Here is a 12,744-nt window from a genome sequence, read left to right as displayed (position 1 = left end):
GGAGGGGGCGGGGGCCTGTCGGCCAACGCCCGCCTTCCCACTGCCGTGACGCCGTTTCTCGGCGCCGGTGACCACACTGGCCCGGCCGGTACGGCGGCCGGGAGAGCCCGGCCGATCCAGGGACCGGCACTCCCTGCACAAGGGTCCGGGGGCCCGGGCGGCGGCCCGACTACCCTGGCGAGATGTTCAAGTCTCGCAAAGTGCACAAAGAAGATGTCTGGGACGGCGTCGTCATCGACAAGTCCCAGGGGATGACCGACGGCAGCAACCTCTTCCACTACGTAGAGGTCCGCTTGCAGGACGGCACGGTTAAGAAGGTCCGCGTCGAGAAGGCCCTGTGGGAGTCGCTCGGCGCCGGTGACCGTCTCGTCAAGGAAGCGGGCACTACCGCTCCGGTGAAAGCGCCGCGGTAGGACACCCTGGACCAGCGGTACTTGGAGGTTGGAACATGCAGTACTCACGCGCGCGACGCACCACGCTGGGCGGGTTCGCCCTGCTCGCCACCCTTCCCCTGATGGCCTGCGCGCAGACCGACGGCAGGACGCCGCCCTCGGCACGTCCCGCTGCGACGACACGGCCGCAGACGGACGCCAAGCCGCCCCTGGCCGCGTTCAAGGAGCTGGAGCGCACATACGGGGCGCGGCTCGGGGTGTACGCGGTGAACACCGGCGACGGCCGTGAGGTGTCGTACCGCGGCGGTGAACGGTTCGCCTACGCCTCCACGTTCAAGGCGCTCGCCGCCGGGGCCGTCCTGCGGAAGTACTCCCTGGACGGTATGAACAAGGTGATCACCTACTCCAGGGACGACCTGGTGGCCAACTCGCCCGTCACCGAGAAGCACGTCGACACGGGGATGACGCTGAGCGAGCTGTGCGACGCCGCCGTGCGCTACAGCGACAACACGGCCGGGAACCTGCTGTTCGACGCGCTCGGTGGACCGAAGGGCCTGGAGAACGCCCTGCGGGAGGCGGGTGACACGGTGACCCGCGTCGAGCGCCGCGAGCCGGACCTGAACCAGTGGACCCCCGGTGCGGTACGGGACACCACGACGCCCCGCGCCCTGGCCCAGGACCTGCGCGCGTTCGCCCTCGGTGACCGCCTCCGTCCCGCCGAACGCGCCCAGTTGACGCGGTGGTTGCGGACCAACACCACCGGGGGCGAGCTCATCCGCGCCGGAGTCCCCCGGGGCTGGACGGTCGGTGACAAGACCGGTGCGGGCGGTGTCTACGGCATCCGCAACGACATCGCGGTGGTATGGCGCCCCAACGGCTCGCCGATCGTCATGGCGATCGTGTCGAACCGTGGCGCGAAGGACGCCGACTACGACAACAAACTGATCGCGGACGCGGCGAAGGTGGTTTCCCGAGCGGTGTCGTAGCGGGCAGGAACGGTCTTGCCATGAGGGACCGGGGCGCGGTGAGCGTACCCGAGCCTGGGGGCGTCGTTCGGTGGAAGCGGTGCCTCCGCGCAGCCGTTAGCCGGTTGTTAGGAGGTGTTGCCACGCTGTTCCCGTTGGTTTCCGACGAGTTGCGCCGGGGCGGCCGGCCCGTACGGCCGCACCGGTTTCCATTGGCTTCGCGTGTCCTCATTGACCGAGGGGGACGCGGGGTCCGTTCCAGAAGGGGGAATGTCATGAAGCGACTGCGCATGGCAGGGACCGTGTCCACCGCGCTGGCGCTGGCGGCCGGGGCGATGCTGTTCGCCGCGCCGTCCGCGAGCGCGTCCAGCGGCTGCCACGCCTACAACCGCAACGACGGCGCCGGTGTGGGCTGGTGCGACAGCGGCAACGGACGCTGGCGCGTCCACGGCTACTGTGCCAACGTCGGCGGCGTCCGCGGCCCGTACACCGGTTCCGAGGGCGGCCGTTCGATGGGCAAGGAGTGGGCGTCCGTCCTCGACTGCGGGATGGGCGGCGGCGCCGTGAACATGTGGGTCGAGACGTACGGCTGAGTCCGTACGGCCTGATGGACCGGCTCGTTCCCCCGTGTGCGGCGGCGGGGGCGGGCCGGTTCCGCGTGCGCCCGGGGCGGCTTCACCGGAGCGGTCCCGGATTCCCCGGCGCGGCGATACCGTGGTGAGTGGACAAGGCCTCTTCCGCGCCTCTGGAGCCCTCGATGAGCGAACAGTCGGCCCCCGGTACCGCCGCACGGCAGCAGTTGGAGCCCGCAGCCGCCGAAGCGGTACGCGCGTACGCGGCCAGGGCCCGCGCCACCGCCGACCGGCTCGCCGCCGTCCTGGAGGACATCGCGGAGAACGGGCTGCCGCCGGTCGAGGGCTGCACGCCCTGGGAGGAGCTGCGCGAAGCGCATCTCACCCGCCTCGCCGCCCAGCGTCCGGGTACGGCCTGATGGCCCCCCGGCACGGGCCGAGCCGCGCCCGGATCGCCTTCTCCGACGCCGCCGCCAAACAGGTGGAGAACACCACCAGTGAGGCCGAGGTGCATGCCCTGGACCGCGCCCTGGTCGTCATCTCCGTCGATCCCGACCTCGGCGAGCCGCTCCCGGGCAGCAGCGCCGGTCCCCGACTGCGGCAGTACATCGACGAGATGGAAGCCGTGCGCGTCCTGTACTACGTGACCGCCCTCAAGACCGTGGTGGTCGTCGCGTACGTCGAGATCTAGGACTCTCGTTCGGCACCTGCCAGGGCCGCCGACCACATCCCGGGGCCGTCCCGACCCGTACCAGGTGTGCGATATGTGGGAAAACTGTGCCTTCTGATCCAGATTTTGCTCACGAGGATTTGAACAGATCACAACTCGGTCACTAGGGTCAGGTCTCGAACCTTCGCGCGATCGTTCACCCAATCGGGGTGCCGGCGAAGCAGCCGCCATGTCTGCGTAGTTCGGCGGCTCTGAGGAAGAAGGAGCTGCCTACCGTGGGGTCCCACCGTCGTCCCAGAAATCCGAGCCGCGCGCGCGTCAGCGTGCTCACCGCAACGGCCGCCGCGGCTGTCGCGCTCAGCTCCCAGGCCGCCAACGCCGCGCCTGCCAAGCCGAGCAAGGACGAGGTGAAGTCGAAGGTCGACGAGCTCTACCACCAGGCGGAGAAGGCCACCGAGGAGTACAACGGGGCCAACGAGAAGCAGACCTCCCTCCAGAAGGAGGTGACGGCCCTTCAGGACCAGGTGGCCCGTGGGCAGGCCGAGCTCAACGTCCTGCGCAACGGCATCGGTTCGCTCGCCAGCGCCCAGTACCGCACCGGCGGCCTGGACCCCTCCGTCGCCCTCTTCCTCTCCGCCGACCCGGACAGCTACCTCGACAAGGCCTCCGCGATGGACCAGTTGGGCGGAAGGCAGGCCGAGGCCCTCCAGACCATCCAGTCCAAGCAGCGGGCCCTGGCGCAGAAGCGCGCGGAGGCCACGCGCAAGCTCGCCGCCCTCGCGGACGTCCGCAAGACGGCCGGTGAGAAGAAGAAGGCCTTCCAGGGCAAGCTCGCCGATGCGCAGAAGCTCCTCAACACCCTCACCACCGCCGAGCGCGCCAGGATCCAGCAGGACGAGAACCGCGCCAGCCGCGACGCCGGCGAGCGCGTGAACCTGGGCCAGGAGAAGCCGGGTTCCGGGCGGGGTTACGCCGCTCTGCAGGCCGCCGCGACACAGATCGGCAAGCCGTACCAGTCCGGCCACGAGGGCCCCGACTCCTACGACTGCTCGGGTCTGACCCAGTGGGCCTTCGCCCAGGTGAACGTCCACATATCGCGGGTCACCTATACGCAGATCAACGACGGCAGCCCGGTCAGCTTCAGCCAGCTCGCCCCCGGCGACCTGGTCTTCTTCAACAACCTTCTGCACGTGGGCATCTACGCGGGCAACGGCATGGTCCTGCACGCCCCGAAGCCGGGAGCCTTCGTCCGTTACGAGAAGATGAGCTACCTCGGCAGCTTCTACGGCGCCAGGAGGATCTGACCGCTCACGCGGGCTCGGCCGCCGTCAGCGGGCGGCCGAGCGGTCCGCCGCCCGGGGCCGCGGCCCGTGGCCGCCGGGCCTGCCGGTCGCGCGGCCGTCCGTCGCGGACCCGCTGATCCCTCACATACTGATGTGCAGGGCGCAGATGTCGTCACGGCGGCCCTCGGGGGTGACGAGCGCGTCCAGGATGCCGTCCAGGACACGGCTGCCGTTACTCGCAGCCGCGGCGCCCACCAGCCGGGCCAGGCCCTCGGTGAGGTCCTCGCCGGGCTTCTCGACCAGGCCGTCGGTGTACAGCAGCAGATGGTCGCCGGGGACCAGGCGCAGGGAGGCGGCCTCGTAACGCGGTGTGGTCGTCGCCCCCAGGAGGATGCCACGGGGAGCGGGCAGATAGCTCGCCCGGCCCTCGCGCAGCAGCAGGGGCGGCAGATGGCCTGCCTGCACCCAGGTCAGCTCGGACGTGGCGGGATCGAAATGGGCCATGATCATCGTGGCCGTGCCGAAGCTCCGCTCGGACGTGTGCAGCAGCAGCGTGTTGAGCCGGGTGAGGATCGCGGGCAGGGGCATGCCGGTGATCGCCATGCCCTTGGCGGTGAAGCGGAGCTGGGCCATGGTCGCGACCGCGTCCAGGCCGTGGCCGGCGACGTCACCGATGACCAGCAGGGCGCCCCCGCCGGGCAGCTCGATCGCGCTGTACCAGTCGCCACCGACGTTGAGCCCTTCCTGAAGAGGCTGGTACGCCACTTCCACGGTGAGCCCCGCGAGGCGCAGGGACTGCTGCGGCAAGGGCAGCAGGGCGTGCTGGAGACGGCCGGCGAGGTCGCGTTCGGCGGTCAGGAGGCTCTGCTGGGCCAGGGCGGCCTGCTGGTGTGCCAGAAGCTGCTGCTGGGTCCGCTTCTCGGGGGTGAGGTCCTGGAAGAAGCCGTGGACCTCCACGGGGTGCTCCAGGACGTCCATCTCCGCTTCCGCGACGATCCGTACGTGCCGGATCTCACCCCCGGGCGTGCTGATCCGGAAGGTGTGGTCGGCGGGCCTGCCCTGCCGCAGCAGAGCCCGCACGGCCCGGGCCAGGGCCGCGCGGTCCTCGGTGACGACCTGGGCGGCCAGGTCCTGGAGCGTCATCGGCGCCAGCGACCGGTCGCGGCCGAACATGGCATAGACCTCGTCCGACCAGGTGATCACGGACTGGGTCAGGTCCCAGTCCGCCCACCCCATCCTGCCCAGCCGCTGCATCACCGTGAGCCGGCGCTGCTCGCGCTCCCCGCTGTCCAGACGGACCCAGGAGACGATCAGGCCGTCCTGGCAGGCCGCGGCCCGGACGGCGAAGCGGGACAGACGCGGTATGCCGGCGAGGACCTCCTCGTACTCGAACGGGTCGCCCTCGTAGCGGACACCGCTCCGCAGTGCCTGGAGGTATCCCTCCCACAGCTCGGTGCCGGCCACGCTCGGATAGGTCTCCAGGACGCTCAGTCCGACCAGTTCCTTGCCCCGACGGGCCCCGATGTCGATCGACTCGGGTGCCGCCGCCATGATCCGGAAGTCCGCGACCTGTCCGTCGTCCCCGTACAGCGGCATCAGGAAGATCGCGGAGCCGGGCAGGCCGTCGAGCACCTGCTGCACGGCGGAGAGCGGCGCGGCGGGCGCGGCGTCGTCTCCGGCGGCCGATGCGCCGGGAAGCGCGTAGCGGCTCGGCGCGAGCACGGGGTCGCCGCCCGCTGCGCCGAAGCCGCTCGTCCCCGCCACCACCAGCTCCTCGTGGTCCGTCATGCAACGAGCATGGCACGCCGCGGGACCTGCTCCCGCCACTCCGGATCATCCGCCGGCCGTCCTGCCCGGCGCCTCCCCGAGCGCCGGGCGGGCCACTGCGGGCCCGCGGTCTCGGGATGCGAGGAGGTTACGCGGTTTCCCCGGCGAAGCGAAGCCCGGGGGGCGGTCCGCCCCGCCCGTGCGGGGGTCGGTTCTCCCTCGCGCGGGAGGGAGTGGTCACCGTCTCCGACCGCCGCGCCACGGGCCTGCCCGACAAGGGGGTGCCCGACGGTGTGTGCCGATGCCGTATAGGTGCAAATCGGGCTAATCCCTGCATTTCTGACCGTCGTTGGCGGGGAGTTGTCCGCGAACCTTCCTGGAAATGTCCGTGATCCGTAACGGAGGCATCCCTTCGTCCGTGATCCTCGTCCTGCCAGGTGGTCGCAAGGCGACCGGGTTCGGCGAGGGACTGCGCAAAGGGGCGGACATGGCACGGCACGGCGGCGGGCGGGTTTGGTACGGCAAGGTGATCGGGGCGGCGATCGGAGTGACGGTGCTCGCCACCGGCGCCTCGGTATGGACCGCCCAGGCCGGCCCCTCGGACGAGCCGTCCCCCAAGGCGTCCGCGTCCGCCACGCCGGCCGGGGACGCCAAGCCGGTCGCGACGACCATCGCCCACGCCTCGGAGGCGGGAGCCCACGGCGTCAACATCACCATCGACGACGGCCCCGACCCCCGGTGGACCCCGCAGGTGCTCGACCTGCTGCGGGAGTACGGAGTGAAGGCCACCTTCTGCATGGTGGGCACGCAGGCGCAGGCCCACCCCGACCTCGTGAAGCAGGTCGTCGCGGCCGGGCACCGGCTGTGCGACCACACGGTGTCGCACAACACCGCCATGGACAAGAAGCCCCAGGCGTATCAGTCGCAGCAGATCCTCGACGCCGAACGCATGATCACCAAGGCGTCCGGGGGCGTACGGCCGATGTACTACCGGGCCCCCGGCGGCGCCTTCACCCCGTACAGCCGCGAGCTCGCCGCTTCCCGGGGCATGCGTCCGCTGGGCTGGAACGTGGACAGCAAGGACTTCGAGCGCCCGGGTACGAACGCCATCGTCGCCACCGTCGAACGGGAACTGCACAACGGACCGACCATCCTCTTCCACGACGCGGGCGGGGACCGCACCCAGACGGTCCAGGCCCTGCGCCGGATCCTTCCCTGGCTCAAGGGGCAGGGTTACTCCTTCGGCTTCCCGGTGCGCTGACGGCACCCGACTCGGCTCCCAAATCTGTTGTGAGAAGCGGTATTTCATGCCCTCGCGCGGCGGCCGGTACCGTCGGATTCATGGAGCGGAACTATTCGACGGCCGAGCAGCTCACGGCCGCCCTGCGTGCCGGTGAAGTGTCCTCGGCGGAACTGACCGACGAGGCCATCGCCCGTATCGAGCGGGACGACAAGACCATCAACGCGATCTGCGTGCCGGACTTCGACCGTGCGCGGGCCGCCGCGCGCGCCGCCGACGAGGCGCGCGCCCGCGGCGAGGACCGCCCGCTGCTCGGCGTCCCGGTCACGGTCAAGGAGTCCTACAACATCGCCGGCCTGCCCACGACCTGGGGCATGCCGGCCCACCGGGACTACATACCGGACGAGGACGCGGTCCAGGTGTCGCGGCTCAAGGCGGCGGGCGCGGTGGTGCTCGGCAAGACGAACGTGCCGGTGGGACTCCAGGATGTGCAGTCCTTCAACGACCTCTACGGCACCACCAACAACCCCTGGGACCGTGCCCGTACGGCGGGCGGCTCCTCCGGCGGATCCGCGGCGGCCCTGGCGGCCGGGTTCGGTGCCCTGTCCATCGGCTCCGACATCGGCGGCTCGCTGCGCACCCCCGCGCACTTCTGCGGTGTCTACGCGCACAAGCCGTCGCTCGGACTGGTGGCCGACCGCGGTATGACCCCGCCGCCCGCGCCCGCCCTGCCGGTCACCCACGACCTCGCCGTCGTCGGTCCCATGGCGCGCACCGCCCGCGACCTCGCGCTCCTGCTCGACGTCATGGCCGGACCGGACCCGCTGACGTTCGGTGTGGCGTACGACGTGGCCCTGCCGCCCGCGCGCCACGAGCGGCTGGGCGACTTCCGGGTGCTGGTGCTGGAGGAACACCCGCTCATTCCCACCGGATCCGCGGTGCGGGCGGGGGTGAACCGGGTGGCCGACGCGCTGGCGGGCGCCGGCGCCCGTGTCGAGCGGCACAGTCCGCTGCTGCCCGACCTGACCGAGAACGCGATGATCTACACGCAGTTGATGTTCGCCGGCGCCGGCGCGCGTTTCCCCGTCGAGGCGTACGAGCACTTGCGCGCCCGCGCCGCCCAGCTGGGCGCGGAGGACCAGGGCCTTGACGCGGCGCGGCTGCGCGCGATCGTGTGCAGCCACCGCGAGTGGACGGAGGCGAACAACCGTCGCGAGCTCCACCGCCACGGCTGGCGGCGGCTCTTCGCGGAGTTCGACGCGGTGGTGTGTCCGGTCACGCCCACCCCCGCGTTCCCGCACGACCACAACCCGGACACGCTCGAACGCCGGCTCGACATCGACGGCGTCGACCACCCGTATCTGGACCAGCTCGTCTGGGCCGCTGTGGCCACCATGCCCGGTCTGCCCGCCACCGCCGTACCGGCGGGCCGGTCCCCCGAGGGACTGCCGGTCGGGGTGCAGCTCATCGGCCCGATGTTCGAGGACCGTACCCCGCTGCGGCTGGCCGAACTGCTGGAGCGGGAGATCGGCGGCTTCCAGGTGCCGAGGTAACTCGGGCCCGGCGGGTGAGGGGGTGTCGCGGGCCCGTGATCACGTACGGGCCCCGTCACCGTCAGTGAGGGAAATTTCCGGATAACGGACAGACCAGACAGAAGATCGCTGGATCGTCTCACAATCGGGCGTACTTCGATCTCAGCAACTGGACAGGCTTTCTCCGTCATGAGCCGCACCCTCACCTCCCCCTCCCCGCACCGGAACGAGCAGAGCCAGGACACACCGCTCTCCAACGGGCTCAAACAGCGGCACCTTTCGATGATCGCCCTCGGTGGGGTCATCGGGGCGGGGCTCTTCGTGGGCTCCGGCGCCGGGATCGCCGCCGCCGGACCCTCGATCGTGCTGGCCTACGCCGTGTCCGGCGTGCTGGTGATGTGCGTGATGCGCATGCTCGGCGAGATGTCCGCGGCCGACCCGGCCTCCGGATCGTTCTCCGTGCACGCCGACCGCGCGATCGGCCCCTGGGCCGGATTCACCGCCGGCTGGATGTTCTGGACCCTGCTCGTCGTGGGCGTCGGAATCGAGGCGATCGGCGCCGCCCACATCATGCAGGGCTGGTTCCCCGGCACCCCGTCCTGGCTCTGGGTGCTGGTCTTCATGGCGCTCTTCTGCGGCGCCAACCTGGCCGCCGTGTCGAACTTCGGCGAGTTCGAGTTCTGGTTCGCCGCCCTCAAGATCGGCGCCATCGCGCTCTTCCTCGTCCTGTGCGTACTGGCGGTCCTGGGCCTGCTGCCCGGCACCCGTTCCCCCGGCACGGCGCACCTCCTGCACGACGGCGGGTTCCTGCCCACCGGCGTCGGCGGACTCCTCGTCGGACTGCTCGCCTCGGTCGTCGCCTACGGCGGCCTGGAGACGGTGACCATCGCGGCTGCCGAGTCCGACGACCCGGTGCGCGGCGTCGCCAGGGCGGTGAGGACGACCATGTGGCGGATCGCCATCGTCTACGTCGGCTCCATGCTGGCCATCGTCACCCTCGTCCCGTGGCACGACCCGGCGGTCACCGGCTCCGGCCCGTACGCCGCCGTCCTGGACCGGCTCGGCGTCCCCGGCGGCGCGCGCATCATGGAGGCCGTCATCCTCGTGGCGCTGCTGTCCGCGATGAACGCCAACATCTACGGCTCCTCCCGCATGGCCCACTCGCTGGTCTCACGCGGGCAGGGGCCCGCCTTCCTCGGCAGGCTCTCCGGCGGGGTCCCGCGCGCCGCGGTCCTCGTGTCGTGCGCGTTCGGCTTCTTCGCCGTGCTCCTGTCCTACTGGTGGCCCACCACGGTCTTCGCCTGGCTGCTCAACATGGTCGGCGGGGTCGTGCTGATCGTGTGGGGTTTCATCGCGGTGTCCCAACTGGTGCTGCGCCGCCGCCTGGAGCGCGAAGCCCCGGAGAGGCTCGCGGTGCGGATGTGGGGCTTCCCGTATTTGACCTGGGTGGCCCTCGCCGGGGTGGTGGGCGTCCTGGTCCTGATGGGCGTCGACTCGGGGACGCGGGTCCAGGTGTACTTCACCGGGGGGCTGGCCCTCGCGCTGGCCGCGACCGGGTACGTGCGCCAGCGGACGGTCACGGCCGGCTCCGAGCCGGGCCGACCGGGCGGCCCCCGCCCGGACCGCGACTGACGACCTGACGATCTGACGGCCTTTCGACTTTTTTCGGCGAGCACGGCAACCATTCGCACTGCGGCGGCAACCAGAAACCGAACGTTACTCCGCACGGAATGGAAACCACCCATGAGTTCGACCCGCCGCACGTCCCGTCACCGCAGACCGCACAAGGCCCTGGTCATCGGCGTGCCGCTGGCGCTGGCCGCGTCCGGCGTCCTGGCGTACGGGTCCGTGTTCGGACTGGGGCTGGGCCACGAGGAGAAGGCCGCGGCGGCGGAGGCCCCGGCGTGGGCGACCGCCGCCGCCGACGGTTTCGCCTCCGTCAACGCGCTCGGCCAGAACGGCACCTACGGCGGTCGCGACGGCAGGACCGTCACCGTCAGGACGCTCGCCGACCTCGAAAGGTATGCCACCGCCCCGGAGCCGTACGTCATCGTCGTCGCCGGCACGATCGACATGGCCCCCGTCGGCAAGGAGATCAAGGTCGCCTCACACAAGACGATCATCGGCTCCGGGACGCTGGGGCACATCGTCGGCGGCAGCTTCTTTCTAGGCCAGGGCGTGCACAACGTCATCATCCGCAACCTGACGATCCGGGACTCCTACCAGGGCATCTGGAACGACAAGCAGCACGACTTCGACGCCGTCCAGATGGACGGCGCCCACCACGTGTGGATCGACCACAACGACCTGCGGCACACCGCCGACGGACTGATCGACGTCCGCAAGGACAGCACCTACGTGACGGTGTCCTGGAACAGGCTCAGCAACGCCAACAAGGCCTTCGGCATCGGATGGACCCCGAACGTCGTCACCGACATCACGGTCCACCACAACTGGATCCGCGAGACCGAGCAGCGCAACCCGTCGACGGACAACGCCGCTCACGCACACCTCTACAACAACTTCCTGGAAGACGTCCCCGGCACGGCCATCAAGTCCTCCTACGGCAACTACGCCCGCGGCAGGACGCGGATGGTGCTGGAGAACTCCTACTTCCAGGGCATGAACAACCCCGTCATCAAGGACCCCGGCGCCGCACTCGTCCAGCGCGGCAACATCTTCTCCGGCACGAGCGGGCGCAACGAGAGCGGCGGCGGTACGGCCTTCGACCCCAAGACGTACTACCGCTACACCGCGGACGCGGCCGGAAACGTGCCCGCGCTGGTGAAGTCCGGAGCCGGCCCGAGGAGTTCCCTGGGCAGGGCGGCCACGACCGGCGTCCCCTCCACCAGGACCCTCACCGTCGCCAAGGACGGCACCGGCCAGTACAGGACGGTCCAGGCCGCGGTGGACGCCGTACCCGCCGGAAACTCCTCCCGCGTGGTCATCTCGGTCAAGCCGGGTACGTACCGCGAGACGGTCGACGTTCCGGCGAACAAGCCGCACCTGACCATCCAGGGCTCGGGCAAGAGCCGCAAGGACACGGTGATCGTGTACGGCAACGCGGCCGGTACGCGCAAGCCGGACGGTTCGGGCACGTACGGCACTCCGGGCAGCGCCACCGTCGCCGTGCGCGCGGACGACTCCCAGTTGCGCAACCTCACCGTCTCCAATGACTTCGACGAGGCCGCGAACCAGTCCCTCAAGGACCACCAGGCCGTCGCCCTGCTCACGACCGCCGACAGGATCGTGCTGGACGGCCTCATCGTCACCGGCGACCAGGACACCCTGGAGATGGAGACCGCGGCGAAGGACAAGCCCGGGCGTGTGTATGTCACCCGCTCCTACATCGTCGGCAACGTCGACTTCATCTTCGGCCGTGCCACCGCCGTGGTCGACCAGTCGGTCATCACCCTCAAGAAGCGCTGGAACGGCAGCTCGGCCGGGTACATCACCGCCCCGAGCACCCCGGCGGGCCGCCACGGCATCCTCATCAACCGCTCGACGGTCAACGGTGATGTCACCGCGTCCTCCTTCTCCCTCGGCCGGAACTGGCACCCCGGCGGCGACAAGACCGTCGACCCCCAGACCACCGTCCGCGACTCACACCTCAGCGCCGCGATCAGGCGGACTCCCTGGAGCGACATGGGCGGCTTCTCCTGGAAGGAGGACCGGTTCGCCGAGTACGCGAACACCGGTCCCGGCGCCGGTCCCAAGAGCGCCGACCGGCCCCTCCTGACCGACTCCCAGGCCGCGGACCAGCAGGTCGCGGACTGGCTGGGCGACTGGACCCCGTAAACCGGCAGGAAGAGCAAGGAGCCCGGCAGCCGCGCCCTCGCGCGACTCCCGGGCTCCTTGCCCCCGCCGTGACCGCACACCGGATTCCGCGCCGCGTCAGCCCTTGGTGACCGGCGCCGGGCGGAACTTCCCCGTGACGGTGTACGGCTGACCCTTCGACGTGGTGGCCGAGGCGGTGAAGACGTCGGCGGTCACCGCACGCGGGCCGGGGGCGTGGTTGTACTGCACGGCGAAGACATGTTGTCCCGGTGGGACGGTCCGCCCCGGCTTGAGGGTCCACCGGTAGATGAGGGCGCCCTTCCCGTCGACGGTGGTCAGGGTGAAGTCCTGGGCGGGCAGGGTCCGCCACGCGCCGGTGGAGGCCACACCGCCGGTCTGGGCGATGCGGACCTCCATGGTGAGCGCGCCCAGGGACACACCGGTGTGGAAGGTGACGTTGCTCTGGGCCCAGTAGGCGTTGGCGTGCGGGTCGACGACTCCTTCGGACCGCAGCGGCCCGTTCTGGGAACGGGGAGGGGCGGCCGG

General features: G+C 70.6%; 11 protein-coding genes and 1 pseudogene. 10 read left to right on the top strand and 2 right to left on the bottom strand.

The window, feature by feature from the left end:
* Positions 1–182 precede the first annotated feature (182 nt).
* The 6 genes from ACJA3G_RS15995 (at position 183) to ACJA3G_RS15970 (ending at position 3,903) form a co-directional block, all read left to right on the top strand.
* Complete coding sequence (locus ACJA3G_RS15995) at positions 183–413, top strand: hypothetical protein (protein WP_406553648.1); 231 nt, start codon at positions 183–185, stop codon at positions 411–413.
* A gap of 35 nt (positions 414–448) precedes the next feature.
* Positions 449–1,378 carry a class A beta-lactamase gene (gene bla, locus ACJA3G_RS15990; RefSeq protein WP_406553647.1) on the top strand — a complete coding sequence of 310 codons (930 nt, stop codon included), beginning with the start codon at positions 449–451 and terminating at the stop codon, positions 1,376–1,378.
* A 254-nt stretch (positions 1,379–1,632) separates the two neighbouring features.
* A complete protein-coding gene (locus ACJA3G_RS15985) occupies positions 1,633–1,950 on the top strand; it encodes a hypothetical protein (RefSeq protein ID WP_406553646.1) in 318 nt (105 codons plus the stop codon).
* 164 nt (positions 1,951–2,114) lie between these two features.
* Positions 2,115–2,348 (top strand): hypothetical protein, encoded by a 234-nt coding sequence (locus tag ACJA3G_RS15980; RefSeq protein WP_406553645.1) that lies wholly within the window; start codon positions 2,115–2,117, stop codon positions 2,346–2,348.
* Complete coding sequence (locus ACJA3G_RS15975; RefSeq protein ID WP_406553644.1) at positions 2,348–2,620, top strand: hypothetical protein; 273 nt, start codon at positions 2,348–2,350, stop codon at positions 2,618–2,620. Before ACJA3G_RS15980 ends, ACJA3G_RS15975 begins: the two co-directional genes overlap by 1 nt.
* Positions 2,621–2,874: 254 nt before the next feature.
* Positions 2,875–3,903, top strand: a complete 1,029-nt coding sequence (locus ACJA3G_RS15970) for a C40 family peptidase (RefSeq protein WP_406553643.1) — start codon at positions 2,875–2,877, stop codon at positions 3,901–3,903.
* Between the two features lie 120 nt (positions 3,904–4,023).
* On the opposite strand, the gene ACJA3G_RS15965 is transcribed toward ACJA3G_RS15970, so the two are convergent.
* On the bottom strand, positions 4,024–5,670 hold the full coding sequence (locus ACJA3G_RS15965; RefSeq protein WP_406553642.1) for a PP2C family protein-serine/threonine phosphatase: 1,647 nt from the start codon (positions 5,668–5,670) through the stop codon (positions 4,024–4,026).
* A gap of 466 nt (positions 5,671–6,136) precedes the next feature.
* On the opposite strand from ACJA3G_RS15965, the gene ACJA3G_RS15960 reads away from it, so the two are divergent.
* The 4 genes from ACJA3G_RS15960 to ACJA3G_RS15945 all read left to right on the top strand — a co-directional run bounded on the left by ACJA3G_RS15960 (position 6,137) and on the right by ACJA3G_RS15945 (position 12,219).
* On the top strand, positions 6,137–6,910 hold the full coding sequence (locus ACJA3G_RS15960) for a polysaccharide deacetylase family protein (RefSeq protein WP_406553649.1): 774 nt from the start codon (positions 6,137–6,139) through the stop codon (positions 6,908–6,910).
* Positions 6,911–6,990: 80 nt separating this feature from the next.
* Entirely contained in the window at positions 6,991–8,442 is a 1,452-nt protein-coding gene (locus ACJA3G_RS15955; protein WP_406553641.1) for an amidase, read from the top strand.
* 168 nt (positions 8,443–8,610) lie between these two features.
* On the top strand, positions 8,611–10,053 hold the full coding sequence (locus tag ACJA3G_RS15950; protein ID WP_406553640.1) for an amino acid permease: 1,443 nt from the start codon (positions 8,611–8,613) through the stop codon (positions 10,051–10,053).
* A gap of 111 nt (positions 10,054–10,164) precedes the next feature.
* Positions 10,165–12,219: a pectinesterase family protein gene (locus ACJA3G_RS15945; protein ID WP_406553639.1), complete on the top strand. Its 2,055-nt coding sequence runs from the start codon at positions 10,165–10,167 to the stop codon at positions 12,217–12,219.
* 96 nt (positions 12,220–12,315) lie between these two features.
* Here the strand turns inward: ACJA3G_RS15945 and ACJA3G_RS15940 are convergent.
* Positions 12,316–12,744, bottom strand: a pseudogene (locus ACJA3G_RS15940) (hypothetical protein); the annotation flags it as partial.

This window comes from Streptomyces sp. YS-3, from assembly GCF_045257485.1.
Lineage (GTDB): Bacteria > Actinomycetota > Actinomycetes > Streptomycetales > Streptomycetaceae > Streptomyces.
Note: the sequence above shows the minus strand (reverse complement) of the source record. Positions and strands in the feature narration are given on the sequence as shown.